Origin of the sequence: Paenibacillus suaedae (assembly GCF_032337355.1) — a bacterium.
Taxonomy (GTDB): Bacteria; Bacillota; Bacilli; order Paenibacillales; family Paenibacillaceae; genus Paenibacillus_B; species Paenibacillus_B suaedae.
On record NZ_JAVYAA010000001.1, the window covers coordinates 729,576 to 755,928 of the forward strand.

General features: G+C 48.8%; 25 protein-coding genes and 1 other annotated feature. Of the genes, 21 read left to right on the forward strand and 4 right to left on the reverse strand.

All coding sequences use genetic code 11. The features are described from left to right. Positions 1–6: 6 nt before the first annotated feature. Positions 7–612, forward strand: coding sequence for a hypothetical protein (locus tag RQP50_RS03235; RefSeq protein ID WP_315743210.1), 606 nt, complete (start codon positions 7–9; stop codon positions 610–612). A 1-nt stretch (position 613) separates the two neighbouring features. Continuing rightward, positions 614–766 carry an XkdX family protein gene (locus tag RQP50_RS03240; RefSeq protein WP_268599011.1) on the forward strand — a complete coding sequence of 51 codons (153 nt, stop codon included), beginning with the start codon at positions 614–616 and terminating at the stop codon, positions 764–766. 220 nt (positions 767–986) lie between these two features. Here the strand turns inward: RQP50_RS03240 and RQP50_RS03245 are convergent, their stop codons facing one another. Beyond that, the gene (locus RQP50_RS03245; protein ID WP_315743213.1) at positions 987–2,315 is read right to left on the reverse strand and encodes an NCS2 family permease; all 1,329 of its coding nucleotides are present in this window, start codon (positions 2,313–2,315) and stop codon (positions 987–989) included. A gap of 245 nt (positions 2,316–2,560) precedes the next feature. Next, positions 2,561–2,839, forward strand: a binding site (T-box leader). 50 nt (positions 2,840–2,889) lie between these two features. Here RQP50_RS03245 and pheS point away from each other — a divergent pair. The 4 genes from pheS (at position 2,890) to RQP50_RS03265 (ending at position 11,280) form a co-directional block, all read left to right on the forward strand. Continuing rightward, entirely contained in the window at positions 2,890–3,924 is a 1,035-nt protein-coding gene (gene pheS, locus RQP50_RS03250; protein ID WP_315743215.1) for a phenylalanine--tRNA ligase subunit alpha, read from the forward strand. A 287-nt stretch (positions 3,925–4,211) separates the two neighbouring features. Beyond that, positions 4,212–6,656 (forward strand): phenylalanine--tRNA ligase subunit beta, encoded by a 2,445-nt coding sequence (pheT, locus tag RQP50_RS03255; protein WP_315743217.1) that lies wholly within the window; start codon positions 4,212–4,214, stop codon positions 6,654–6,656. A 415-nt stretch (positions 6,657–7,071) separates the two neighbouring features. After that, positions 7,072–10,629, forward strand: a complete 3,558-nt coding sequence (gene zapA, locus RQP50_RS03260; RefSeq protein ID WP_315743219.1) for a cell division protein ZapA — start codon at positions 7,072–7,074, stop codon at positions 10,627–10,629. Between the two features lie 36 nt (positions 10,630–10,665). Further along, positions 10,666–11,280, forward strand: coding sequence for a CvpA family protein (locus RQP50_RS03265; protein WP_315743221.1), 615 nt, complete (start codon positions 10,666–10,668; stop codon positions 11,278–11,280). Positions 11,281–11,379: 99 nt separating this feature from the next. Here the strand turns inward: RQP50_RS03265 and RQP50_RS03270 are convergent, their stop codons facing one another. Continuing rightward, positions 11,380–11,757: a cupredoxin domain-containing protein gene (locus tag RQP50_RS03270; protein ID WP_072727167.1), complete on the reverse strand. Its 378-nt coding sequence runs from the start codon at positions 11,755–11,757 to the stop codon at positions 11,380–11,382. 144 nt (positions 11,758–11,901) lie between these two features. Further along, positions 11,902–12,258, reverse strand: coding sequence for a phage holin family protein (locus tag RQP50_RS03275; RefSeq protein ID WP_021254566.1), 357 nt, complete (start codon positions 12,256–12,258; stop codon positions 11,902–11,904). Between the two features lie 154 nt (positions 12,259–12,412). Here RQP50_RS03275 and RQP50_RS03280 point away from each other — a divergent pair, with 154 nt between their 5' ends. From RQP50_RS03280 to RQP50_RS03295, 4 genes are all read left to right on the forward strand, one after another. Next, positions 12,413–14,776 (forward strand): endonuclease MutS2, encoded by a 2,364-nt coding sequence (locus RQP50_RS03280; RefSeq protein ID WP_315743225.1) that lies wholly within the window; start codon positions 12,413–12,415, stop codon positions 14,774–14,776. A gap of 26 nt (positions 14,777–14,802) precedes the next feature. After that, positions 14,803–15,222, forward strand: coding sequence for a DUF350 domain-containing protein (locus RQP50_RS03285; protein WP_021254568.1), 420 nt, complete (start codon positions 14,803–14,805; stop codon positions 15,220–15,222). Positions 15,223–15,480: 258 nt separating this feature from the next. Continuing rightward, the gene (locus tag RQP50_RS03290; RefSeq protein ID WP_021254569.1) at positions 15,481–15,999 is read left to right on the forward strand and encodes a hypothetical protein; all 519 of its coding nucleotides are present in this window, start codon (positions 15,481–15,483) and stop codon (positions 15,997–15,999) included. A gap of 87 nt (positions 16,000–16,086) precedes the next feature. Beyond that, positions 16,087–17,292 carry an MFS transporter gene (locus RQP50_RS03295; RefSeq protein WP_072727165.1) on the forward strand — a complete coding sequence of 402 codons (1,206 nt, stop codon included), beginning with the start codon at positions 16,087–16,089 and terminating at the stop codon, positions 17,290–17,292. Between the two features lie 98 nt (positions 17,293–17,390). Here RQP50_RS03295 and RQP50_RS03300 read toward each other — a convergent pair whose 3' ends face one another. Further along, complete coding sequence (locus RQP50_RS03300) at positions 17,391–18,605, reverse strand: NAD(P)/FAD-dependent oxidoreductase (RefSeq protein WP_315743227.1); 1,215 nt, start codon at positions 18,603–18,605, stop codon at positions 17,391–17,393. A 107-nt stretch (positions 18,606–18,712) separates the two neighbouring features. Here RQP50_RS03300 and RQP50_RS03305 point away from each other — a divergent pair, with 107 nt between their 5' ends. From RQP50_RS03305 to RQP50_RS03355, 11 genes are all read left to right on the forward strand, one after another. After that, on the forward strand, positions 18,713–18,982 hold the full coding sequence (locus RQP50_RS03305; protein WP_021254572.1) for a hypothetical protein: 270 nt from the start codon (positions 18,713–18,715) through the stop codon (positions 18,980–18,982). Between the two features lie 27 nt (positions 18,983–19,009). Beyond that, positions 19,010–19,402, forward strand: coding sequence for a spore coat protein (locus RQP50_RS03310; RefSeq protein ID WP_021254573.1), 393 nt, complete (start codon positions 19,010–19,012; stop codon positions 19,400–19,402). Positions 19,403–19,676: 274 nt separating this feature from the next. Beyond that, positions 19,677–20,177, forward strand: coding sequence for an Lrp/AsnC family transcriptional regulator (locus tag RQP50_RS03315; protein WP_021254574.1), 501 nt, complete (start codon positions 19,677–19,679; stop codon positions 20,175–20,177). 13 nt (positions 20,178–20,190) lie between these two features. After that, complete coding sequence (locus RQP50_RS03320; protein ID WP_315743233.1) at positions 20,191–21,399, forward strand: aminotransferase class I/II-fold pyridoxal phosphate-dependent enzyme; 1,209 nt, start codon at positions 20,191–20,193, stop codon at positions 21,397–21,399. A gap of 147 nt (positions 21,400–21,546) precedes the next feature. Further along, positions 21,547–21,807, forward strand: a complete 261-nt coding sequence (locus RQP50_RS03325) for an aspartyl-phosphate phosphatase Spo0E family protein (RefSeq protein WP_021254576.1) — start codon at positions 21,547–21,549, stop codon at positions 21,805–21,807. A 131-nt stretch (positions 21,808–21,938) separates the two neighbouring features. Further along, on the forward strand, positions 21,939–22,478 hold the full coding sequence (locus tag RQP50_RS03330) for a hypothetical protein (RefSeq protein ID WP_021254577.1): 540 nt from the start codon (positions 21,939–21,941) through the stop codon (positions 22,476–22,478). A gap of 89 nt (positions 22,479–22,567) precedes the next feature. After that, positions 22,568–23,134, forward strand: a complete 567-nt coding sequence (locus RQP50_RS03335) for a P-loop NTPase family protein (RefSeq protein WP_174810324.1) — start codon at positions 22,568–22,570, stop codon at positions 23,132–23,134. A 66-nt stretch (positions 23,135–23,200) separates the two neighbouring features. Further along, positions 23,201–23,785 (forward strand): cob(I)yrinic acid a,c-diamide adenosyltransferase, encoded by a 585-nt coding sequence (locus RQP50_RS03340; protein ID WP_072731422.1) that lies wholly within the window; start codon positions 23,201–23,203, stop codon positions 23,783–23,785. Next, positions 23,778–24,794: an RluA family pseudouridine synthase gene (locus tag RQP50_RS03345; protein ID WP_072731420.1), complete on the forward strand. Its 1,017-nt coding sequence runs from the start codon at positions 23,778–23,780 to the stop codon at positions 24,792–24,794. Before RQP50_RS03340 ends, RQP50_RS03345 begins: the two co-directional genes overlap by 8 nt. 25 nt (positions 24,795–24,819) lie before the next feature. Beyond that, positions 24,820–25,191, forward strand: coding sequence for an arsenate reductase family protein (locus RQP50_RS03350; protein WP_021254581.1), 372 nt, complete (start codon positions 24,820–24,822; stop codon positions 25,189–25,191). Positions 25,192–25,642: 451 nt separating this feature from the next. Next, positions 25,643–26,347: an MgtC/SapB family protein gene (locus RQP50_RS03355; RefSeq protein ID WP_021254582.1), complete on the forward strand. Its 705-nt coding sequence runs from the start codon at positions 25,643–25,645 to the stop codon at positions 26,345–26,347. Positions 26,348–26,353: the final 6 nt, after the last annotated feature.

Consider the following 26,353-nt stretch of genomic DNA (forward strand, 5'->3'; position numbering starts at 1 on the left):
CACAAAATGAAAGAGGCAATCATAACCGACCTGAACGGTCGATACATTGAACCAACGCTCGTTGCGGACTCCGTGACGGGCGTTTTTGATAGAATGGAGCCGGTTCAGGCTGGCGCCAATGATGTAGAATTACTAGCTTCACAGAAAAATGACGACAATCTACCAAATGAACCAAAAACGAAACTAGTTGGCTACACAGTAGCCATTCCACTGCCTGACGGACTCTACGAACCGACCTTTGACGTACATGGCTATCGCAAAGCGAAATCCAACTACGATCTCGCATACGTCGAATATCTCGGGGCTCTTGCGAAGCATAATCCGGCAAGCGGAAAGCCTGCGCCGAAGCGTCCTACACCAGTAGACTCTTCATCCTATTGGAGTAACGGCCTGACGGAGGAAGAAATCGAAGCCTTGCAGCCGAAGCCAGTTCCTACTGAACTGGATCAGCTCCGGATTGAAAATGCGAAGCTATTGCTTCATGTAGCCGAATTGGAAGCGAAGAGCGATAAGCACATAGAATCTACAAATGAGCTGCAATCTCATAACGCAGCGCTTACGCAGGATCATGCAACACTACTATTACAATTAGCCGAAAAAGGAGTGATCTAAGATGGATTGGTATACTACGGTGAAGCGTTACTACGATATGGGGATATATAAGAAAGATTCAAATGATCCGTTATACGTGGGTAAGTTTTGTGAGTTTGGCAAAATTACGCCTGAACAGTTCAAAGAAATTACGGGTGAGACTTATTCCGCGTAATATCCTCTGCGCAACCTATTCCTCGCACTCAATTGAAAAGGGCCAACATTTTGTCGGCCCTTTCACACACTTCTTGTTTTTTCTATTTCATCGTAAAGGATAACGGGATAACTATTTACAGAGTTATTATTCTGCTCCGACTAACTTCAAAGGTTGAAGGATGTCGAGTAATCCTTGAACTCAGGCTACTACTTAATTCCCCTTAGTTACCTTATTAACTCTACAACGTCTGCAGCACAAAGTGCAGAACGAACAACAGTGAGATCCCATAGAACAACGGCTTCACTTCGCGTCCCTTGCCCACGGCAAGATGGAACAACGCATAGCTGATGAACCCAACTGCAATCCCGTCGACGATGCTGTGCATGAGCGGGATGAACGCGATAATGAAGAACGCGGGAAGCCCCTTGTGCATTGCATCGAATTCGATCTTCTTCACGCTTGGCATCATCAAGCCGCCGATAAAGATCAATATCGGAGCTACGGCCTGATCAGGAACCAATGTCAGTACCGGTAATGCAACCAATGTACATGCAAACAGGATTCCTGTCACGATAGACGTGAGTCCCGTGCGACCACCAGCAGAAATGCCCGCAGCCGTTTCAACCGTCGCGACATTCGGGCTTGTGCCGAACAATCCGCATGTAATTACGGAAAGTGCATTGGCCTGCAAGGATCGGTTGAACCGTTCCGGATTTCCGCTCATTTGCAGGTGCGCATTTACAAGTCCTACATTTTCGAACACAATGACGAGCGTCAGCGAGAACGTTGCTACAGCAAGCGTAGCAGCCGACACGCCTTGAAACGTGAAATGACCGAATACATCACCGTATGCAGCCCATGAAAAAGTCCCGCCAGTTGCTGCGCCAGCGTTAGGCACTGCGCCAACTACATAAGCGAGAGCCGTTCCTGCAATAATGGCGATAAGCAAGTTGCCGGGAACGTTGCGCATGAACAGAATGCATGTAATCGCCAATGTAGCGAGCGTAACAAGTACTCCCGGATCAGCAAATGACTGCAGTGCAATCATCGTAGATTGATCGGGAACGATTACGCCGCCCTTTTGCAGGCCAATCAAGACGAGCATAAGCCCGATCCCTACAGAAATGGCTTCCTGCAATGATTCTGGGATTGCTGCCCGTAGCTGCCCCGCGAGTGATGTGAAGCTAATTACCGTAAAGCAAACGCCGGACAACACAACAACTCCCAGCGCCTGCTGCCACGTCATGCCCATGCCGTGAACGAGCGTGTAGGTAAACATCGCATTGATGCCCATACCGGGCACAAGAATAATGGGGGATTTGCCCCATATCCCCATTAACAAGCAGCCAACAGACGAAGCAAGCACGGTTGCGATAATGCCAGCTTCTTGCGGTATGCCTGCATCTGCGAGTATCGAAGAATTAACGATTACAATATAGACGATAGCGAAGAAGGACACGACTCCGGCCAGCAGTTCTTGCCGCCACTGAATTCGTGCAGTTGCTGAAGCGTCATCTAAGGACGGTGCTTCTGTCTTCGATTGTATATGTTTCTTTTGGCGGACCAATCGTATACCTGCTTTCCATCGTAGCCCCTCACCCATCCCTTTGCATAAATAGAGGAAATTCAACCCCTAATAAAATTATGTCCGGAACCAAATCCGAGCATAAGTAGCAGTTATTATATCACATGATCTATTTAAATAATCAAGTGATGTTCATCCATCCTGTATTTTGTACCCTGATCTACCTTGCATGAACCCGCAAAATTACATATAATAAATAACTAATTGATTGTTCATAACTATGGTCAACACATGCTTAGATGGAGACAAGTACACAGTACCACTTGCCAGGGAGGCGGCGCCGCGGATTGAGAGCGCTGCTGAAGAAAGGGCTGTCGAAATTCACTCCGGAGCAGGTACCTTGAACAAGCACTTCACGCACAGTGAGGCTGCACAGTAGAGGTTCCCGGATTTGCGGCACGTTATCGCTGCAACAAGTGAGATACGGTCTGGTTCGCGGCCTCCTAGCAGGAGAGTGTTCCGATCGGATCTAATTAGGGTGGTACCACGGTCTTCTCGTCCCTTGTGACGAGAGGGCCTTTTTTTATTTCGAGTGGAAATGAAGGGGGCTTACACAATGAAGGAGCGTTTACAGGCACTGCGCGCCGAAGCGCTGGAGAAGCTGCAGCAAGTAAAGGATGCAGGTCATCTAAATGATCTGCGTGTTAAATTCCTCGGTAAAAAAGGTGAGCTGACAGAGGTGCTGCGCGGCATGGGCGGCTTGTCGGCAGAGGAGCGTCCGCTCATTGGTCAAGTGGCGAATGAAGTACGCGGAGCCATTGAGACATTCATCGAGGAGAAGCAGGCGGCATTTCTCCGTGAAGAGACGGAGCGTCGTCTTCAGGAAGAGACAATTGACGTGACACTGCCAGGGCGTCCAATGACAGTCGGTGCGGTTCACCCGTTGAACAAGGTGATTCAACAAATCGAAGATATTTTCATCGGCATGGGATATACGGTAGCAGAAGGTCCAGAAGTGGAGCAGGACTACTATAACTTCGAAGCACTGAATCTGCCGAAGGATCACCCTGCGCGCGATATGCAGGATTCGTTCTACATTACAGAAGATATCCTGATGCGTACGCAAACATCGCCAGTACAAGTTCGTACCATGGAAGCGATGAAAGGGAAAGGCCCTGTTAAGGTAATCTGCCCAGGCCGCGTATATCGCCGCGATGATGATGACGCAACACATTCCTTCATGTTCCATCAGATTGAAGGACTTGTTATTGACAAGAACATCCGCATGAGTGACTTGAAGGGAACGCTTCTTCAATTCGCACAGGAAATGTTCGGTTCGAAAACACAAATTCGCTTGCGTCCAAGCTTCTTCCCATTCACAGAGCCAAGCGTTGAGGTTGACTTGACTTGCATGAAGTGCGGCGGCACCGGCTGCCGGATCTGTAAGCAAACAGGCTGGATCGAGATTCTTGGAGCAGGTATGGTTCATCCGCGCGTGCTTGAAATGGGCGGCTATGATCCGAAGGAGTACTCTGGATTCGCATTCGGTATGGGTGTAGAGCGTATTGCGATGTTGAAATATGGCGTGGACGACATTCGCCATTTCTATACGAACGATATGAAATTCGTGCAGCAGTTCGCACGGATGTAATGCAATAAATGAATGCTTAAAAAGTCTCTTTTCAGCATCAAGAAGGTTGCGGGAACTCGAAGCATATGCTTCCGATGCGAGTTTTGCTGCGCAAAACTTGTAAGGAGCAGCGGAGTGTAGGCAAACTACATGAGCAACTAAAATGTTTCCATAGGAAACATACTTCGAAAGCATTCGCTGTCCGAGGCTAAATGCAAGATTCGACGCCGATTTACATCTTGGAATGCTGCGTGATCAAAAGAGAATTTTTAAGCTACCTCTAAAAGAAGAAAGGAAGAGAGCGAGAAATGAACGTATCCTACCAATGGCTATCGCAATACATCGACTTGACCGGCGTATCCGCTGAAGAAATCGCGGAACGCATGACGCGTGCTGGTATCGAGATCGACTCGGTGGAGAACCGCAATCAAGGACTTGACCACATCGTAGTGGGCTATGTCGTATCGAAGGAGAAGCATCCGGATGCGGATAAGCTGAATGTCTGCCAAGTAGACGTAGGCGCAGAAGAGAAGCTTCAAATCGTATGCGGCGCGAAAAACGTAGATGCAGGACAAAAGGTTCCTGTCGCAACGATCGGAGCAGTTATGCCAGGCGGCATGAAGATTAAGCGTGCGAAGCTGCGCGGCGTAGAATCGCAAGGCATGATCTGCTCAGCGAAGGAACTTGGCATGAATGACAAGCTGCTTCCGAAGGAAATGCAGGAAGGGATTCTTGTACTGCCAGCAGAGACAGAACTCGGAACTCCGATTGCAGACGTGCTCGGCCTGAACGATCATGTGCTGGAATTGGATCTTACACCGAACCGCTCAGACTGCCTGAGCATGTTAGGCGTTGCGCATGAAGTGAGTGCATTGCTGGAGCGTCCTGCACACTTGCCTGAGCAGGAAGTGAAGGAAAGTGCGGAAGCTGCTTCAGGCAAAGTGAAGATTAGCATTAGCGCGGCAGAAGGCTGCACGCACTATGCAGCGCGTTATATCGCTGGTGTAACGATTAAGCCATCTCCATTGTGGCTGCAAAATCGCTTGCTTGCAGCAGGCGTTCGCCCCATTAACAACATCGTGGACGTAACGAACTTCGTCATGTTGGAATACGGACAGCCGCTGCACGCGTTTGACGCGGATAAGCTGAATGGCGGCGGAACGATCGACGTTCGCTTTGCGAATGAAGGCGAAGAACTGGTTTATCTTGACGGCCAAGAACGCAAGCTGGAGCCGCATATGCTGCTCATTACAGACGGCGTGAAGCCAGTTGCACTTGCAGGGGTTATGGGCGGAGAGAATTCGGAAGTATCTTCGGATACGGTGAACATTCTTCTTGAATCCGCGCACTTTGCAGGCAGTGTCGTACGCAAGACATCCCGTCAATTGGGACTGCGTTCGGAAGCATCACTTCGCTTCGAGAAGGAAGTGAACCCAGAATCGGTTATCCCAGCATTGAACCGTGCGGCTGAATTGATTCGCACGCTTGCGGACGGCGAAGTATATGCAGGTATCGTGGAACAACAAACTGCATCAACGGAGCGCAAAGTTATCGAACTGACTTTAAATAGAACGAACCGCCTGCTCGGCACGTCGTTGACAGCTGAAGAAGTTTGCAAGATTATGAGCCGTCTTGGTTTCGAGCTTGTTGAGAAATCCGAAGGAATCTTCGACATCACCGTGCCTACTCGTCGTGGCGACATTACGCGCGATGTAGACTTGATCGAGGAAGTTGCACGTATTTTCGGATATGACAACATCCCAGTAACTGCTATTGAAGGAGCAACAACGCCAGGCCATCTGACGAAGGGGCAGCACATTCGCCGTGCGATTCGCCGCGTCCTGACAGACAACGGTGTGAATGAGGTTGTGACATATTCCTTTACGAATCCGGCCGACACTTCGGTATTCCCTTCCTTCATGGAAGGTGCAGTACCTGTACGTCTGGCTATGCCAATGAGTGAAGAGCGCAGCGTGCTCCGTACGAACCTGGTTCCTGGTCTTATTGATGTAGCGGTGTACAATCGCAACCGCAAGCATGAGGATGTAAGCATCTTCGAACTGGGTACACTCCATCTGACGAAGGAAGAGCAGCTTTCAGCACAACCTGAAGAGGTTCTTGTTGCTTCCCTATTGATGACTGGCAAGCGAAGTGCTGCACAATGGAATGTGAAGGCAGAACCGGTTGATTTCTATGATTTGAAAGGGGTGCTCGACAGCCTCGTAGCGCACTTCGGCTTGGATGGACGTGTACGCTATGCAGCAGATCGTCCGCAAGGCTTGCACCCGGGACGTTCCGCTTCGCTTTATTTAACAGGCGAGAACGGAGAGCAGTACATCGGCTTCATCGGTCAATTGCACCCTGAGGTACAGCATGCGAAGGATGTAGCTGACACGTATGTTGCTGAGTTCTTGGTGCAGCCGTTGATCGATGCAGCAGACTTCGATATTGAGTATCGCAGCCTTCCGCGCTACCCAGCTGTAGACCGCGATATTGCGGTTGTATTGGATCGCGGTACAGAAGTAGGGCAAGTGGTTGCTCTTGCTAAAGAAACGGCAGGCGAGCTTCTTGAATCGGTAAATGTATTCGACGTATACACAGGAGATCATGTTGCGGCAGATAAGAAGAGCGTCGCGATCTCGCTCGTATACCGTCATCCAGAGCATACATTCACGGATGAAGAAATTACAGAGCTGCATGGCAAGGTTGTGACGGCAATCGAAACGAGCTTCAACGCAGAGCTGCGGAAGTAAGGTTGCTCCAGAGCAGACACTCTTATTACGGAGACTGCTTCTATAATAGAAGTTCATTGAAGTTGGGACGGATATTTCCGCTCCCAACTTTTTTTATGGGTTGGAACGAAGTGAACATCCTTATATATGGAAATAAATGTGATAGATAGAATTCTTGCAAGACCTATATTTGCAATTGCTTTACTACTACCCCTATAATAGGGAAACCCTGTAATAGAAGGGTATATCAGATCTTTTTCCCCTAAATATTCTATGAAATGAAACTTGACTTTCCTCTATGCGTAGGAGGAGAAGGGCACTAATATATCGAATTACTAATAGAGTTTGCGTATGACATGCAAACATGGATTAATTTGTTGCTACATGTAGGCTGCAAGCCCAAGCATGCGGCACGTTAAGTAAGGAGGACCAAAGAATGACTAGTCCGGATAACAAGCATCGTGTAGCGGTTGAAATATACGGAACACAATATAAATTGGTAGGATCAACAAGCAAGGATTATATGCGCAACGTAGCTGCAATGGTCGATGAGCATATGCGGAGTATTGCAACTGCGAACTCGCGGCTGGATACAACGCGAATTGCGGTGTTGTCGGCTGTACATATTGCTGAGCAAGTGCAGAAGGTGAAGGATGAGCAGTTGCAATTAAGCTCATCGTTGAAGGAAATAGAAGCGACGAATCATAGCTTGTCGAGACAGCTTACTCAGGTACAGACGGAGTCGGAGCAGTCACTAGAGAAGCTGCGCAATGAGTCTGCACAGAAGCTGGAGCAGCTTCAGAAGGAACTCAGCAACGAGAAGTCGAAGGCCGAGAAGCAAGCGGCTGATCTTCGTGCTGAGACGGCTAAGTTGAAGGAAGCGAATCAGCAATTGGCCGATAAGCATAAGGCATCGGAAGAGCGTGTGCATAAGCTGACTGAGCAGGTGAAGGAGACAGAGCGACGGATTCAATCGTTGACAGCTCGTGAGAATGAACAGAAGAAGAAGCTGCAGCAAGTAGAAGAACGATTGAAGGCAGTTTTGGAAGAAAAGCAGAAGGCAGAGCAGCTTCATGCCCGCACCCTTAAGCAGAAGCTGGAGGAAACAGAGCGTCTGTGGAGCACGAAGCTGAATGAGCAGAATCAAACCTGGGAGGCGCAGCTACAAGAATCCGAGCAGAGCTGGCAAAAGCGTCTAACGGAATCCGAGCAAAGCTTGCAGGAGCAGTTGACGGAATCCGAGCAAGGGTGGCAGACGAAGTATTCGGAGAACGAACAATTGTGGCAGAGCAAGCTAAGTGATACAGAGCAAAGCTGGCAGAAGCAGTTCGATGAAGCAGAGCAGAGCTGGTCCAGCAAGCTCGCGAACAAGGAACAGACCTGGGAAGAAGAGCGGGCTCTCCAGGAGCTGGAATGGACAGAGAAGCTGGACGCCAAGGAACAGCAGTGGAGAGAGCAGCTCGCTGCTGAGAAACAGAGGGCTGAGCAGTTATCTGTAGAATGGGAAGAACAACTTGCTGAACAGACGGCTGCATGGGAAGGGCAATTGACAGCTCAGGCTATAGAATGGGAAGCGCGCTTGTCGAAGAGAGAAGCAGAGCTCGTTCAAGATCGAGACAAGCAGTTGACGCTGCTCAAGCAGCAGCATGAGGCGAATACCAAGCAGTTGCAGCAGAAGCATGAGCAGGCTGCCGAGCAGATGAAGTCTGCCCAGGACAATCAGCGCAAGCAGGCTGAAGAACGTCATGCTGCCAAAGTCAAAGAGCTGTCCGACCAGCATGCGAAGGAGATCGAGCAAGTTAAGGCGGAGCAACGCTCGATTTTGGCGAAGTCGCAAGCGGAGCAGAAGCAGGCGCTGAATGAAGCACAGGCACTGCATCAGAAGGCATTGAATGATGTGAAAGCGAAGTGTGAGAGCGACATAGCTCAACTGCTAGCTGATCAGAAACAAGCGATGGACAACATGCAGGTGCTTCATCAAGAGGCCTTAAATGAAGCGAAGACGAAGTATGAAGAAGAACTCGCTCAACTGGTTGCGAATCAAGAGTTTGCGCTAGGTGAAGCGCAAGCGCAGAACCAGAAAGCATTGCACGAAGCTAAGACCAAATATGAGAGCGACATTGCCCAATTGCGTACAGAGCTGGCAGATGCCAAGTCTCGACATGATCAAGAGCTGGATCAACTGATCATCGAGCATCTGGAGCAGTTGGAGCAAGCAGAAGCAGATAAGCAATCTTCGATGGCTGCACTTGAGGATAAATGGAAGCAGGAGTTAGCCCAAGCTGAATCTGAACGGAGCAAGGCTGTTCAACAGGTTGAGGCTGTCTACCAAGAGCAACTCCAGCAATCTGAGCAAGAGCGTGAACTTGCACTGAAGCAAGCGACGGAGCTGTATGAGGAGCAGCTGCTAGAACTGCTTACTCAGCATGAGCAACAGCAGCAGGAATTGATTGTTCGGTATGAGCGGCAGCTGGATGAGCTGCGTGCACAATCCGAGCTGCAGCAGCTAGAGCAGGGATCTCTGCATGAGGAGAAGTTGCAGGCAGAACGCGCTCTGTATGAAGAACAGTTGCAAGCGGAGCGTGCTCAGCGTGAAGAGCAGTTGAAAGCAGAACGTGCTAAGCATGAAGAGCGGCTGGAAGCTGAACGTGCTCAGTATGAAGAGCAATTGGAAGTAGAACGTGCACAGTATGAGGAGCAGTTAGAAGCAGAACGTGCTGAGCATGGGCAGCAGTTGGAGGCAGAACGTGCTCAACATGTAGAGCAGCTGCAAGATGAGCTTGCCCAGTATGAAGAGCAGCTGCAAGAAGAACGTGTTCAGCGCGAGAAGCAACTGCAAGAAGAACGCGCTCAGTATGAGAAGCGGCATGAAGAGCAGCAAGTCCAGCATGAACGGCAATTGCAGGAATTGCGCACCCAATATGAGGGGGATGTGGATGCTTGGACTGCACTGCAGGAGGAAGCATCGGCTGTACATGCCAAGGAACTGACGGATCTTGAGCAGTCTCTGCGTGCAGAAGCTGAGCAGAACGTGCAGAAGAAGGATGCGCGCATCCATCAGCTCGAAGGACATCTGGGACGCGCAGAGGAGCTTGATCGAGCGCGTCAGGTGGAGATGGAGCGGCTCATACGCGTGCGAGATCATGTGCAGGCTGAGGCTGCTGAGCTGCAGCAGCAGCTTGAAGCGATCGAACAGAGCAAGGAAGAAGAGCTCGAAGCGCTTCGTGCTCAATTCGAGCGTCAGCTGAATGAGCGACTTGACCAAGAACGAGCGGCTTGGATGCGTGAAGCCGAACAAGCACGAAACGCACTGCAAGAACAATGGGAAGCAGAACGCCATGCTTGGAAAGAACAGGGTGAACAAGAGCAGGATGCCTTGTACGATCAGCTCGCGGAATATGAAGATAAATGCCGTCAGCTTGAATCTGAGAAGGAAGAGCTGCAAGCAGCTTTCACAAGCATCCAGCAGGCGCAGCATGAAGCTGCTGCCACTATTGCAGAGGCGAGACAGCAGGCGGAGGAAGTTCAGTCCCGTTATGACCAGTTGGAGGAAGAACAGCAGCTATACATCACGGAGCTTGAACAATATGAAGAAGCCAAGTCTCTCTTGAAGCAGCGTGAGCAAGAATGGGTACAGCAAGAGCAGCAATGGACAGAGACAGCGGCTACGTGGAGTGAAGAGCGTGAGCAGCTGCAGCAACAGCTCGAGAGATTGAAGGCTGAAGTTGAGGAAGCGAAGAAGCATACAGAAGAGCAGGTTCGGTCTCATGCTGAGATGGAGGTTATTCAGGAGCAATTCGAGGTTCTCTCCCATCAATTCCGCTTATCCCAACTGGAGCGGGAGAAAGAACGCAGACAAGCGGATGAGACACAAGGGGCTTATTCGAAGCTTACTGATGAATATACCAAGCTTACTGATGAGCTCACGAAGCTCAAGGATGAGTACGCGAAGCTCCAAAGTGAATTCAACGAATGGCTGGAAATGATCGAGTAGATATACATGAGGAGCGAACAAAGGAATAGCAAATAAATGATGCAAGATATAGGGAAGTTTATTAATAACGTATGGATGGAAATCGCGGCGGTATTCGCGTCATGGAACGGCTTGGATTATGCCATAGTGGGAGCAGCAATCGCATGTATTGTTCTGGGAGCAGTGCGGGGATTCAAGTCTATCGCACTCTCCCTCTTTGGCTATATTGTCGCCTTTATCGTCGCGGCTCGGTTTTATGCAGATTTTGTACCATGGGTAAGGAAGAGAGTATTTACAACAACAGTTAGCAGCGGATCAGGGGCGAAAGCCAGCGGCGGTACGCCCTTAGCGGGAACATTTATGGATACCGTACACGCTGTGGTGGCCTTTTTGCTTCTGTTCACTTTTATACTGGCAGGCCTCTGGCTAATCCGGTTCGCCTTGAAGAAATTCACGGATGTACCGCCGGTACGAACCGTAGATCGGGTAATAGGGGCAGTTCTCGGATTGGTGCAATTTGTCTTTTTGTGGTGTATGATTTACGTACTATTGCGGGCATGGCCGGCTGGTGTATTTCGCGACTGGGTTGATGCTTCGATATGGGTAGATAGAACGGGGAAGTGGATGCCAGATGTTATGGTTGAAGCTGTAAAATGGGCTCAGTGGCTGTAATGGAATCACTGATAAATGCGTGGCATGCATGAATCATCATATACATGAATGAGCAGACCGCCGTCCTCCCAGCAATAGGCAGGGATCAACGGCGGCCGCTCATTTTTCGACAATAAATTTGGCTGTCATTTCATTGTGTCCCGGACCGCACAGAATTGTGCATGACATGTCATATGTACCGGGTTGTTCTGGAGTGATAACTTGCTTCGGATGAGTTGGATCAAGGGACAAATTCAATGCCTTAATAGCAACCCCGTGATTGCCGACGGCATCTAATACGATGCGGATGGGTTCACCGGATTTGACACGGTATTCAGACTGATCGAATTTGAAATTCGTGGCCTTGATGATAAGCTCTTTGTCTGTTTTTACATCGTCATCTTGCTTTTGTCCAGATTGTCCCCCGCATCCGGATACTATGACCGCTGCGAGCAATAGGGATGAGATGAGCGACCTTAGGCTACCCCGAGTCAACATTCGTATTTCCTCCTCTCCTCGTCCATATAGTGTAACGGAAATTTTATCCTTTTTCCATTACTTATATGGAGCGAAGAGAAGGAAGCTATACAAGGGGCTCACTCATGGAAATGAGCACAGCAGCCCTGGATGATGATCACGCCGTTATCTGGACTCGTGGCCAGCTTCGAACGGCGTTGCGACTGGAATGAACAAGTCGATCAATCCAATGACAAGCGCTGCAAGAATAGCGCCGAGTACAGTGACGGATACACCGCCAACAAAGAACTGGGCGATGTAGATGACAACCGCACTGGCGATGAAGCCGACGATCCCGCGTCCGAACGGCGTAACTCGTTTTCCAAATATGCCTTCGACAATCCAGCCGAATAAGGCTATGACTAAGGCGAGGATTAAGGCACTCCAGAAACCGCCTACGGTGAACATCGGCACAATCCAGCCCGTAACCATCAATACGATGGCTGCCACAATGAATCGAACCACATGACCGAGAAAACTCATGGACTTTTCCTCCTTACTCGTTTGAAGGGTATAGGTTTGTGCAACAATTATTGTAACCTTATCCGCGATATTCATGAGTGGCATGTTCAGACATTGGATAGCCATTATTTCGGTATACCGCTATAATGAACAGCGAGAGGAGTCGTGACTTGTTTTGGACTCGAAAATTTTAAAAACAATGGATTACCATAAAATACTGCAATCGCTCGCGCGACATGCGGCTACCCCGTTAGGGGAACATGCTTCCTTGTCTCTGCTGCCAAGCACGGATCTAGAGGAAGTGAAACGACGCCTACAGGCGACGGATGAGGCGATGACGATAGATCGGTTGAAGGGTGGAGCTCCATTCTCCGGTGTTACCGATATACGTCCTGCCGTGAAGCGTGCACGTATTAATGCAATGCTGAGTGCCAATGAATTGTGGGATATTTCAGCGCTTATCTTCGCAGGTCGTCGCGTGAGACGTCATATTGAGAGTGTACATGAAGATAATCCTGTACCGCTTCTGATGGCGCTGGCGGATTCGCTGAGCTGGCAGAAAGAATTGGAAGAAGAGATTAGACGCTGCATCGATGAGCAGGGTGAGGTGCTGGATCAGGCAAGTGCTGAACTGGCAACGGCACGTCGTGAACTGCGCATCGGGGAGACACGCATCCGTGAGAAGCTGGAGTCCATGATTCGTTCATCCAGCGCGTCCAAGATGCTGCAGGAGCAGCTGATCACAATTCGCAATGATCGATACGTAATCCCGGTGAAGGCAGAGTACCGCGGCCATTACGGCGGGATTGTTCATGATCAATCCAGTTCAGGGGCAACGCTCTTCATTGAGCCTGAGGCGATTGTGACACTTAATAATAAGCTGCGGGAAATTAAGCTCAAGGAAGAGCGTGAGATTGAGCGTATTTTGTCCCGCTTGACCGAGCACGTTGGCTTGCAAGTTGATCTGCTATTAAGCGATACGGATTGCATGGAACAGTTGGACTTCATCTTCGCGAAGGCTCGTCTAGCGCATGAGATGAAGGCAACGCTGCCGCGCATGAATGATCGCGGGTATATGAAGCTCATTAAGGGCCGCCATCCGCTTATTGATCGGGAACAAGTGGTGCCGATCGATGTGGAGCTTGGCAATGATTATACGACTATTATCGTTACCGGTCCGAACACAGGCGGTAAGACGGTATCCTTGAAAACGATGGGACTGCTAAGTCTCATGTCCATGTCTGGTTTGTTCATACCGGCTCAGGATGGCAGCCAACTATGTGTATACGATGCCATTTATGCTGATATCGGCGATGAGCAGAGCATTGAACAGAGTTTGAGTACGTTCTCCAGCCATCTGACGAACATTATTCGCATATTGGGAGAAATGACTCCGAAGAGCCTCGTGCTGTTAGATGAGCTTGGGGCAGGAACGGATCCTGCAGAAGGATCTGCACTCGCGATCGCGATTCTGGAGCATATTCATCGTCTTGGCTGCAGACTCGTTGCGACGACGCACTATAGTGAACTGAAGGCATATGCATATGAACGCAAGGGCGTCATTAATGCAAGCATGGAATTTGACGTGCAGACATTGCGCCCAACGTATAGACTTCTTGTTGGTGTTCCTGGCCGAAGCAACGCATTTGCGATTGCAGAACGTCTTGGCCTTCCGACTTCAATCATTGAGCACGCTCGTGGCGAAGTAACAGAAGAAGACATGCGTATCGAGACGATGATCGCATCGCTCGAGGAGAACCGTCTTCGCGCAGAAGCAGAGCGTGTGGAAGCAGAGAAGATTCGCAAGGAAACAGAGCTCCTTCGTGCTTCGATTGTTGAAGAAGAAGCGAAGCTTCAGGCGGAGCGGGACAAGCGAATTGAGCGTGCTTCTGAGGAAGCGCGTGAAATTGTTCGGAAGGCGCGTTATGAAGCAGATGATATCATTACAGAACTGAAGCTGCTCGCTCAGGAAGGCGTGAGTGTGAAGGAGCATTTGTTGACCGAGGCTCGCAAGAAGCTCGATGAAGCTGCTCCGGCTAGCAAACTAGCCTCCAAGTCGAAGACTGTGAAGAAGCAAGCACGCAAGATTGAAGCTGGGGATGACGTTATGGTATACAGCTTGAATCAGAAGGGCAGCGTGGTTGAACTGGCGGGCAACGAAGCTGTTGTTCAGCTGGGTATTATGAAGATGAAGGTTCGAATGGATGATTTGGAGCTTGTCACTTCATCCGCTTCGAAGCAGAGCAGTAAGTCCGTGAAGACAGGCACAAATGTGAAGCGAACACGAGCAGACAATGTACGTTCCGAGCTTGACTTGCGTGGAGCGAATTTAGAAGAGGCAATTATTGAGGTCGATCGCTTCCTTGATGAAGCTCTGCTCGCGAACTTGGGTCAAGTATATATCATTCACGGCAAAGGGACTGGGATTCTGAGAACGGGAATTCAGGAGTTCTTGCGAAGACACAGACATGTGAAGACGTTCCGTCTCGGCAACTACGGTGAAGGCGGTACAGGGATTACGGTTGCTGAACTTTCGTAACAGCGAACGAACCGGGGAGGATGAATGTGGAACGATTTATTGAGCAATGGCTTAGTAACCCATACGTATCCATGTGTGCTTACTTTTCTGTAACCGTACTGGCGCTTGTCGTGTTCTTGTCCATCTTTGAATTAGTGACAAGATACAGATGCTGGGAGGAGATCCGCAAAGGCAATATTAGTGTCGCGATGGCTACCTCTGGCAAAATCTTCGGAATTTGCAACATATTCCGCTTCGGGATCGAAGCACGGGATACGTTGTATGCGTCATTGACATGGGCAGCACTAGGATATGTACTGCTATTAATGGCATATTTTTTGTTTGGATTTCTGATGCCCTATTTCAAATTGGACGATGAAATTCAGAAGGATAACCGTGCAGTTGGTTTGCTGTCTATGGTTATCTCCGTATCCATGTCCTACATTATCGGAGCTAGCATTAAGTAGCTTTACGTAGGAACAGCAGGTTCGTTACTATGGCAGCGGAGGTCTTGCATGAAGTATTTATGGGGAACACTGTTTGCATTGGCAGCGATATTTATTATTATTGGAATCGTGTATTGGGCGAATCTGTAATGGAAGCTCTATAATAGAGATACCAGCACGAACAAGTGCAGATCATTATGAATTGACATTAGATAGGGGAGAATGTGCTCTGTAATCGACTTGCAGAGCCTTCTGATAAGAAAGGCAGGTTGAACGGACATGAGTCAGATTTGTCCTTGGTGTGATACGGAAATTGTGTGGGATGAGGTGCTAGGTCCAGAAGAAGAGTGTCCGCATTGCCACAATGAGCTGAATGCTTATCGGACATTGAATGTGGATATTGAGCACGATCCTGATAAGCAGCATGATGATCATGATCATGAGGAAGAATCCGAGGAGAAGGGCTGGTCCAACTTCGGCTGGACAGAAGATGCTGCCTTGTTCGGCGATGAGAGTTCATTGCAGTACCAAGAAGGCGTGGATAAGGTGCTTCATGGGCAATCCGAAGTGCCAGAATGTCCTCAGTGCAGAGAATATATGTTACTAGCTGGCACAGAGACGATAGGTTCCAATCACTTCGAGCCACATGTATCGGAAGCCTTGAAGGCGCCGGTTGTAACAGCGCCATTCCGCTTGGATGTATATGTATGCACTTCTTGCTTCCAAGTATCCAAAGTACTGGCTGAGCCGCACCGCGAGCCACTTATGGAAGTCGTCCGCCGTGCGCAGTCTGAATAAATTATCATAAGACGGCTGCTTTAGGGCAACTTATAAGCTGTAACGAAGAGGGCTATATGCCCGATTAAGCAGGGAGGGGTTCCCTTCGTGACAGCGCGTCTTGACGCTCAATCGCTATTGCTGTTGATCGTTTTTGGTCTCTTTTCGTTGGCGAATGCTCTTTCGGGAGCATTCGTCAATGTTTTTCTATGGAAGGCTGCATCAGATTACAGCTTGATTGGCTGGTTTGCCTTCAGTCAGCAAATATCCAGCGGGTTGACCTTCTACTGTGCAGGCAAATGGGTGAAGGAAGGTAACAAAATGAATTGCCTGCGGCTCGGCATTGGATTGGCGGGGGCATTTTATGCAGTAGTACTCTGGCTTGGTAAAGGTGCGGTCGATTACATATGGCTGCTCGGATTTATATTGGGTGCTGCGTTCGGTGCCTTTTGGCTCGCCTTTAATGTGGTGTATTTCGAAGTGACTGATCCGGACAATCGTGATTTATTTAATGGCTGGGTTGGGCTTATCGGCTCATGCTGCGGGATGGCCGCGCCGTGGGCATCCGGATATTTGATCACCAAGCTTGGCGATGGAACGGGCTACCGCATCATCTTTACCGTATCATTTTGCGTGTTTATTGGGGCAATCGTATTCAGCTTTTGGCTGCACAAGCGTCCCCCTGAGGGTCACTATAATTGGGCATTGCCATTTACCGCATGGAAGAAGGCGGGCAGTCCTTGGCGGCATGCTTTGCCAGCGCTTGCTGCACAAGGCGCCAAGGATGGGGTCTTTACCTTCCTGATCGGACTTGTGGTCTACATTGCAACGACCAATGAGATGAAGCTGGGCAATTACACCCTAATCACATCTGCTGTAGCATTAGGCAGCTTCTATGTGATAGGCAGGATTATGCGTCCTTCCTTCCGGGCACCGGGCTTGTTCATCGGGACGATTGCAATGGCGCTTGCAGTCATTCCTCTATTTTTCGGTGTTGACTATGGAAGTCTGCTTCTTTTCGGGATTATCACCTCGCTATTCTCGCCACTGTTTGTGATCCCGATGACAACCGCTACTTTCGACATTATGGGGGTAGATGAGCGTTCAGCAGCCCAACGCGTGGAGCTGACGGTTCTGCGCGAATTTGGTTTGTTGATCGGGCGAATGGCAGGGGTTGCAGCGTATTTGCTAGTTGTGCAATGGAGAACGACAGAGCCGGTTGTCGTTGCTTTCTTGGCTGTTTTGGGGGCTCTTCCTATTATCAGTGCAGTAAGTATCCGGACGTTAGTATCGAATCAGCGAATAGGAAAATAAGAAAGGCCCTGCTGCTCGGATGAGTCATCAGGGCCTTTTATATTCCTGTCTTTTTACGAATAGAACGTATAGGTTTAACTAAACGTCCGGGTTCACCGTTATCTCCTCGTGTAGCTGAACAGTTCAGCATCCGGATGGAAGCCGAATTCAATTAAATCTCCAACAATTTGAGACGCAATGGTGCTGTATACAGTGCCATTTCCGCCAAAGGCCTCAATGAAGAAGCATCCTGGACGGTGAGGAGCCTCGCCAAAATAGGGATATCCATCCTGCGTGACACCGAATGCGCCCGCCCAAGCATTTTCAGCTATGAGCGGAGCCAACTGTGGGAATAGGGCCTCCACTTCCTTGATAAGCTGTGCGGTTTTGCTTGGGAGCAGCTTATTCCGCTCTTCAGTACTTATATCTCCTTCATCAAATCCGCCCGCCAAGATCCGATTATCTGTCGAGGTACGCAAATATAAATAAGGACGCCTTGTCTCCCAAATGAGGAAGCGTTCATGCCATACATCAAGCAGATTAGGGATAGTTTGCGTTTTAATCGCGAAGGAGCTAGTAATTCTTGTGTTTGGATTCGACTTCATTTCATTCGTTTCATACCCGAGTGCGAATACGGCATGCTTGGCTGTTGCTACAAATCCGCCATCCGTTTGTATCTGAATGAAACCACCCTCGTGCCTCACTTGGGTGCCCTTGGTATGCTCGAATACTCGCAGTTTATATTTGTTTTTCGCAGTATGTAATAGTGCATGTGTGAACCGGTATGGATTCACCTCAGCATCACCATGAGTAACAATCGCCGCCGGCTTATCGAATCCAAACCGATGACGAATTTGTTCGCTGTCCCACCATTCTGTATGGAAGCCATAGCGATGCAAGGTATCGTATTCGACTCGCAGACTTCTTACGTCTTCTTCGCTGCTGGCATAATAGAGGCTGCTGCGAGGGAACATCTCAGAATCCTTATCGAGCTCGGAAGCGATCGTAAGCAGACGTTCTGCTGCCTGCTTGCACAATGTATAGAAACGAAGTCCCCTTCGCTCACCAAATAATCCGATGCATGAGGTCAATGAACGATCATTCATGTATTGAAGCAATCCTGTATTGGAGCTTGTACTGCCGCCCCCGACATGCCTCTTTTCCAGCACAACGACATCGAATCCGCGCTTGCACAGCTCATAGGCGCAAAGTGCACCACTAATGCCTGATCCGACTACTAGCACGTCGCAGCGAATGGATTCAGATAATGGGGGATGCACATGCCTAGATGGCAGCGTACTTTTCCATGGAAGCGACCCAAATTGTAGATCCACGCGACATCTCCTTTCGTCCAGATTTCCGGTTACATATTTCCCTAATGTTGGGTTCATAATACATAGAGAACGACAACTTCCAGACAGGATGAAAGGAGTATGCTCAGATGCAATATGCTCAGCATAACCAACAGTCACATCAAGGCAATATGAAGCCGTTATCGGCGAAGGAATTGGAGTACATCGTGGATTCGATCTCCAATGAGGATTTGCTTATTAAGCAGTGTGCGGCAACCGCAGCAATGGCGACAACTCCAGGTGTTCAGCAAGCGCTGACGCACATGATCGGTGTTCATCAGCAGCACATGAATGTATTGCTACATACTCTGCAGCAGCACACACATATGGCACCAACTAGTCCACAACAATCTCAATAATCGAAGTAATGAAGGAGGAACGACAACATGAATGGTTCACAACAAAATCAATTCATGCAAGAGGAAGACTTGTTGTACACGATCTTGGCTGATTTGAAGCGAACTTCTCGCGAGTATACAACAGGTGTAACAGAAGCGGCTTGTCCGGTAGTTCGGCAGATGTTTACGGACTTGACACACAGTACGTTAACGATGCAAGGACAGCTGTTCACGCTCATGGAGAAGAACAATATGTATTCCGTCGCATCACCAGCATTGCGCCAGGAGTTGGACAAGCAACTGAAGGACAATCAACAGCTTCAAATGAAATCCAACCAGTTCGTGCAGCAGAAGCTGGGCCAAGCGGGATATGGTCACTATCAGCAGCATGCGCATCAACAACAAGAGCATCATCAAGGCAACTATAATCAGTACATGTAATACAGGGAAAGGCTGCTGAGTACTTCAGCAGCCTTTTTACTTGCGGCTGTAGTACGGAGATGACCTACCAACCAGCAAAGCTGCAATTTCGCATGGTCGTGGACCTTCAATTCCATTACGGCAACAGGTATCATAGCAGTAGGAAATGCACTAGGAAATTATGAAATGCGCAGTAAAGCCTGTTGATATTGGCGTGCTCATATGAAAAGGTGTATCATATGTAGCATATTTACACTAAGTCGGCTTGCCACTGCAGGTCGAGGGAGGATCGAATATGAAGGATTTGAGCGATTTTAATATTAGCATACTTAAATTGTTAAAAGAGGACGCGCGTCGTTCCCCGGCGCTCATCGCCACGATGCTTGGTGTTGACGAAGAGAAAGTTCGCACCGCGATTGCCGAGATGGAAGAAGAGCACGTCATTGTTAAATATGCAACGGTAGTGAATTGGAGCAAAGTTGATGATGAGACTGTAACCGCCCTTATTGAAGTGCAAATAACTCCAGAGCGTGGTCGTGGCTTTGAGGGTATTGCAGAGCGAATATACTTATTCCCACAGGTGAAGTCCGTATACTTGATGTCTGGCGCCTATGATTTGCTAGTTGAGGTAGAAGGAAAGAACTTGCGTGAAGTAGCTTCCTTCGTATCCGACAAGCTGTCTCCGATTGAATCGGTATTGTCGACGAAGACACACTTCATCCTGAAGAAGTATAAGCAGGACGGCATTATTTATGAAGAGCGCGAGGATGATCATCGTCTCGTAATTACCCCGTGAAAGGTGAAGTGCTATGATTAAGGAAGAAGAGAAGCAAGCTGGCGTACGCTCCATGAGCGACTATATTAACCCATTGGTACGTGACATTGCGCCATCCGGTATTCGTAAGTTTTTCGACTTGGCTAACGCCAGCAAGGACATCATCACACTCGGTGTCGGGGAACCGGATTTCTGCACGCCTTGGCATGTTCGTGAAGCGTGTGTATATTCGTTAGAGCGTGGTCGTACGAAGTACACTTCCAATGCAGGGATGCTGGAACTGCGCGAAGCGATTGCAGAATATTTGAACAATTCATTCCAAGTAAAATATGAACCGTCAGATGAAGTGCTTGTTACCGTTGGCGGATCGGAAGCCATTGATCTGGCACTGCGGACGCTGGTTGCCCCAGGCGATGAAATCCTTATTCCGGAACCGTGTTATATCTCATATTCGCCGATCGTGTCGATTGGTGGTGGGGTAGCGGTAGGAGTTGAGACGGATGCTGCTAATCAGTTCAAGCTGACTGCGGAGGCGTTGAAGGCTAAGCTTACACCGAAATCCAAGGTACTGATTTTATGCTATCCGAGTAATCCAACAGGCGGTATTATGACCTATGAGGATTGGCTCCCGATCGCGAAGATTGTTGAAGAACACGATTTGATCGTCATTTCAGACGAGATTTATGCTGAATTGACATATGATCAGAAGCATGTCAGCTTCGCATCCATTCCAGGCATGAAGGACAGAACGGTGCTTGTCAGCGGATTCTCCAAGGCATTTGCCATGACTGGCTGGCGGATGGGGTATGCATGCGGTCATCCGGAGATCATTGCCGCGATGATGAAGATTCATCAATATACGGTCATGTGTGCACCGATAATGGGACAGATTGCCGCCCTTGAAGCATTGCGCAATGGGATGAGCGAGAAGGATCATATGATGGAGTCGTACAATCAGCGCAGACGTCTTGTTGTGAACGGATTCCGCGAAATTGGTCTGGAATGCCATGAGCCGCAAGGGGCTTTTTATGCATTCCCATCCATTAAGTCAACTGGACTTACTTCAGAGCAATTTGCCCATCAGTTGTTGTTCGAAGCGAAGGTTGCGGCTGTTCCGGGTGATGTGTTCGGCCTAGGAGGAGAAGGTCATATTCGCTGCTCTTATGCGACATCCGTTGCGCAATTGAATGAAGCTCTTGATCGAATGGGTCGTTTCCTCGACAAGATGAAGCAAGAAATGTGATAATTATTCATAATCAACGAAAATGAACTAGTTTTCTTTCTTCCCCTCTGGTATAATATAACATGTCTCGCAGAACTGTCCCATGTTATGGAACATCTGGAGAAACCTAGGATATTCTAGAATCGCCATGAAGGGAGGAAAGGTCGATTGTTTTGTTCGAACTATACCTTGACGTCGTATCCGCATAGTTCAGTGAGAGAAGATAGATCTCATGTAAGATGGTCGGGCAGAACAAGAAACATTTCGTCCAAGCTATTGGCGCTTGAGTATGAAATCCTTGTCCTTCGCAAGCAAATGGAGCAGATGTTCCAAGAGGAGCAGTCCTTTACTGCAGAGACAGTAATCGAGATTAGCAGCATGTTGGACTTGAAGATTAATGAATATATGAAGTCACAATCGATGAAATAGATGGTGCGTGAGGAAGACTCCTATGAGGAGTCTTCTTTTTTTGCCTATGTTGTTTATGATATAGTGAAGGTTGGGATTTATTAAACGGACAATACATTTATATGGGCAACGTGGAGAGGGGACAGGCTATCATGCGCAATTGGAGATGGATCGGTGTTCTAGCGGTATTGCTTGTGCTTGTAAGTGGTTGTGGAGGGCCTAAAGCCGATGCTACAGTATTCATCATGACATCATCGTCATTACCTCCCGAAATGACAAGTGCACTGCAGGATGATCTGAATAAGACGTTTGAAAATAAATTCACAGTCCAAGTCGTCGCTTCACCGTTGTACAGCATCGAGAAGTTGTTTGTGGAATATGCGGCTGGAGAGAATAGTGTAATGGTCATTCCAGAGGAGGACGCGAAGAGAATGGCTCCTCAGGGTGGACACGTAGCTCTCGATAAGTATTTTGATGCCAAAAAATATAACGAAGGCGTGTACGACGGTGCTGTATATGAAGGCAAGGAAGAGCATAAAGGAACTTTCTTATTCTCGTTGTCTGCAGAGAAGCTGCCTGTCTTGAAGAAACATGGTATTCAGGAAAAGGGGCTGTCTGTTACGATTCCTTCGCGCACACCTGACGAAGCCAGATCCGTTGAGATACTCAAGGCTCTTGCTGAAGAGAAGTAATGTGGCTTGATTCAGACAGATCGTACAGATCGATAAGCAATCAATGGACATCACGGTAAGACATCATAAGTGAAAGGGGGGGAGCGCTCGTGATCATTGGTGTAACAGGAAGCACCGGGAGCGGGAAAACATCATTTGCAATGCATTATGCTGCAACGTTCGGGCGTGAAGGGTTCTACATGACTACCCGTCTTACGCCGCTTCCGGATGAATTGCCTGCGCCACCCCATTTCACATGGCAGACGATTGATACGGAGTGTGCTTTGCCAGAAGTTCTGCATCGAATCAATGAGCAATCCAATATGTACCGGGCCGACCGGCGTGTACTTGTCATTGATAGCGTTACCTCGTATTTGCATGGCGCACACGAACGAATTATGGAGGAAATGGACAATAAGCAGGATCTTGCTGAATACGCTGGGCGCTTGACAGCTGCGCGGATGGAGTTGCAAGAGGCATTGTTCATCTTTCAAGGCAAGCTGTTCATTATTACGAACGAGCCTCCAGGCTACACACCTTTCACGAATCCGCTTGAAGTTGAGTATATTGTGCAGCACGCCGCTCTGAATCGCGAGCTTGTAAAGCGGAGTACACAATGGTTCCGGATGACTTCAGGAATTCCAGAGGACATTAGCGCGAAGCGGAAACGAAAGTAAACTAGCAATGTGCACGTGGAGAGGACATTAAGCCCAGGATAGAACGGTAATGAGGGGGCATAGCAAATGAAGTTATATACGCGTACAGGTGATGAAGGAACGACATCGTTGATAGGTGGTCGGGTACCGAAGGATCATTTGCGGGTAGCAGCTTATGGGGAGCTTGATGAGCTGAATTCATTCGTCGGCTGGGCGATTACTTGCTGCCATGGAGATGAAATGAAAGCACTTCGGGAGCAGTTATCCGTGATTCAGCATGAATTGTTCGATTGCGGAGCCGATACCGCTTATGCGGAGCAGAAGCAGGGGAAATTCATTTATAAAATTCGTCCAGAACAGGTGGAGCAGCTTGAGAAATGGATGGACGAGCATGAGACAGCGAATGAGCCGATCACAAAGTTCATTTTGCCAGGAGGATCCGAGGCGGCAGCAGCCCTGCATATATGTCGAACTGTGTGTCGAAGAGCGGAGCGTCAGCTCGTTACGCTCTCGCATCAGGAGACCGTACATGTCGAAGTAATGAAATATGTGAATCGATTGTCAGACTATTTCTTTGCAGTGGCGCGCCGGGCAAATGGTCTTGTTGGCGTTCAGGATCAGGAATATGTGAGAAGTGCTGACGTGTTCAGGAAGAAGGAGCAGCATGATTGAAGAAGAAGGGAAGCAAGAAGCGGACGGCTTGTCTGGGGAGATTGCGGCTGAGCTGTCCTATGTAGTGCCTGAGAGTGAAGAAGGGATTCAACTCCGAACCGTTCTCCGTTCCAGATTGAATTTGTCGAGGCGTTTATTGAAGCGGCTGAAGACGTTGGAACAAGCGATAACGGTGAATGGAGGTACAGAATACAATGGAAGAATTCTTACGGTGCGCGACAAGCTTCGTGCGGGTGATCTGATTCGGGTGGAGATTGCAGAGGATCATGTGGATACAATCGAACCAGAGCCAATCCCGATTCAGATTGTGTACGAGGATGAGGATATTCTCGTGCTCAATAAGCAGGCAGGCATAGTGGTTCATCCAACCAAGGGATATCCGAATGGGACATTGGCTAATGGAGTTGTCCATCATTGGCGGATGCGTGGCGAGCGAACCCGATTTCGACCAGCGAATCGACTCGACCAAGAGACCTCTGGGCTGCTTATTGTTGCGAAGCACGGCCACGCTCATCATCAATTATCGGATCAGATGCAGAAGAATGAGGTGTGGAAGCAGTATGAGGCATTTGTATTTGGGATTCCTCGTGAGGAGGAAGGGACGGTACATGCTCCAATCGATAGAGACAAGGAGCAGCCTCATCTTCGTGTCGTGACACCGGATGGATACGATTCTATCACGCATTATCGTGTGCTGGAGTCCTACCATGGACAAGCTGCAAGAGTAAGCTGCCGACTGGAGACAGGACGTACTCATCAAATCCGGGTGCATATGAAGCATATCGGAAGTCCGCTGCTGGGCGATAAGTTCTATGCTGATCCTGATCTGGTGAATACTCCGCTGCTTCAGGCTGCAGTGGAGCCATTAACGCGGCATGCGCTTCATGCCTCTGAGCTGCGATTTACACACCCGATGAGTGGGGTTAAGCTTCACTTTAAGGCCGAGCTTCCTCAGGAACTAGTAGAACTGCGTGACCGGCTTGTTGGCTGGAGGAGCAATAATGAATGATGTTATGAGAGGAGTTACATGACATATGAACGTTACTGTATATCAATATGCCAAATGCGGCACTTGCCGTAAAGCAGTGCAGTGGCTCAAGGGACAAGGCTATGATGTTGCACTGATCCCGATCGTAGAGGAGCCGCCAAGCAGCGAGGAATTGCGCGCACTAGTTGCCCAAAGCGGATTGGAGTTGAAGAAATTCTTCAATACGTCTGGCGAAGTATACAAGGCGATGCAGCTTAAGGACAAGCTGCCAACGATGAGCGAGCAGGAACAGTTGAATCTGCTGGCATCGAATGGCAAGCTGATCAAGCGTCCTATTGTTACAGATGGGTATCGAGCAACAGTCGGCTTCAAGGAAGAGATGTTTGCAGAAGCGTGGGGCACGGCCTCCAAGCATTAAGAAGGAATTGCAACTGTTGATGACAAGCAGCACATTGGTACGATGTTGTTCAGGTTAACAGGAACCGTGTTAATAGATCATGCAAGATGAGGAAGATGATGGTTGACATCACGTGAACGAACAAGTAAGATTCCTCATGGAAGTATTTAACTAGCGATGAAAGGGGAGGGTAATGGTGGAAGGCAGTCCGAGTCATTTGCGACAACTGATGTACACTCGTAGAGAGGATGTGTCCTATACAAGCGGCCCTCCCATGTCTTGCTGTGCCCTGAATCGTCTTGCATCCTGTATGCACGAAAAGAATCAGTAGGCTTATTTGACGTGTGAGGAATCGACTTGCTGGATGAAATCAAGCTCTCTCTTTGCGAGGGGGCTTTTTTGCGTGTAGATGTTTTTTTTGTAGTAGATGTTGAATTTGAGTAAGTTGAATTTGGGTAAGAAGGTGATCGACATGATATTTTTGACATTGGAAATGATGATGAAGCTCGGTTTGGCGCTATTATTCGGTTTGCTGATTGGGCTTGACAGACAAATTAAGCAAAAACAGCTTGGTTTGAGACCGAGTATGGTCATATGTATTGCCAGCTGCCTGGTTACGATTGTGTCAATTGAGGCATTCGGGAAGTTCGGCGGCACTAACCATCCGAATATGGATCCAATGCGCTTGGCAGCTCAGATCATAAGCGGGGTCGGTTTTATTGGAGCGGGTGTTATCTTGCGAAGAAGCAATGAGGTTATTTCCGGTCTCACTTCTGCAGCATTAATCTGGTCGGCGTCTGCTCTCGGTGTAGCGATTGGGGCTGGATTCTATTTAGAAGCAACTTGCGGTGCGGCGCTGCTGATTACGGCTGTCAACCTCATTCCGGGTTTAATTAAGATGATTGCCCCTGCCAAGTTGAACCGGCATGATGTGGCGTTGAAGATCGTCGTAGAATCGAACCACCGGATGACGGATCTCATAAAGAAGATTCAGCGCAAGGATCGAACGGATGCAGATGAGTTCCATATCCGCCACTTTAAACTCAAGGATCTGGATAAGGATCGCCAGCGAATTGACCTAGTGCTATCTGTGCCAAGTAATCAATACTTGACGGAAATCTATTATTCCATCAAGAAGATTGAGCATGTTGTGAGCGTAGAGATCGAGCAATTGTAAGTAGAG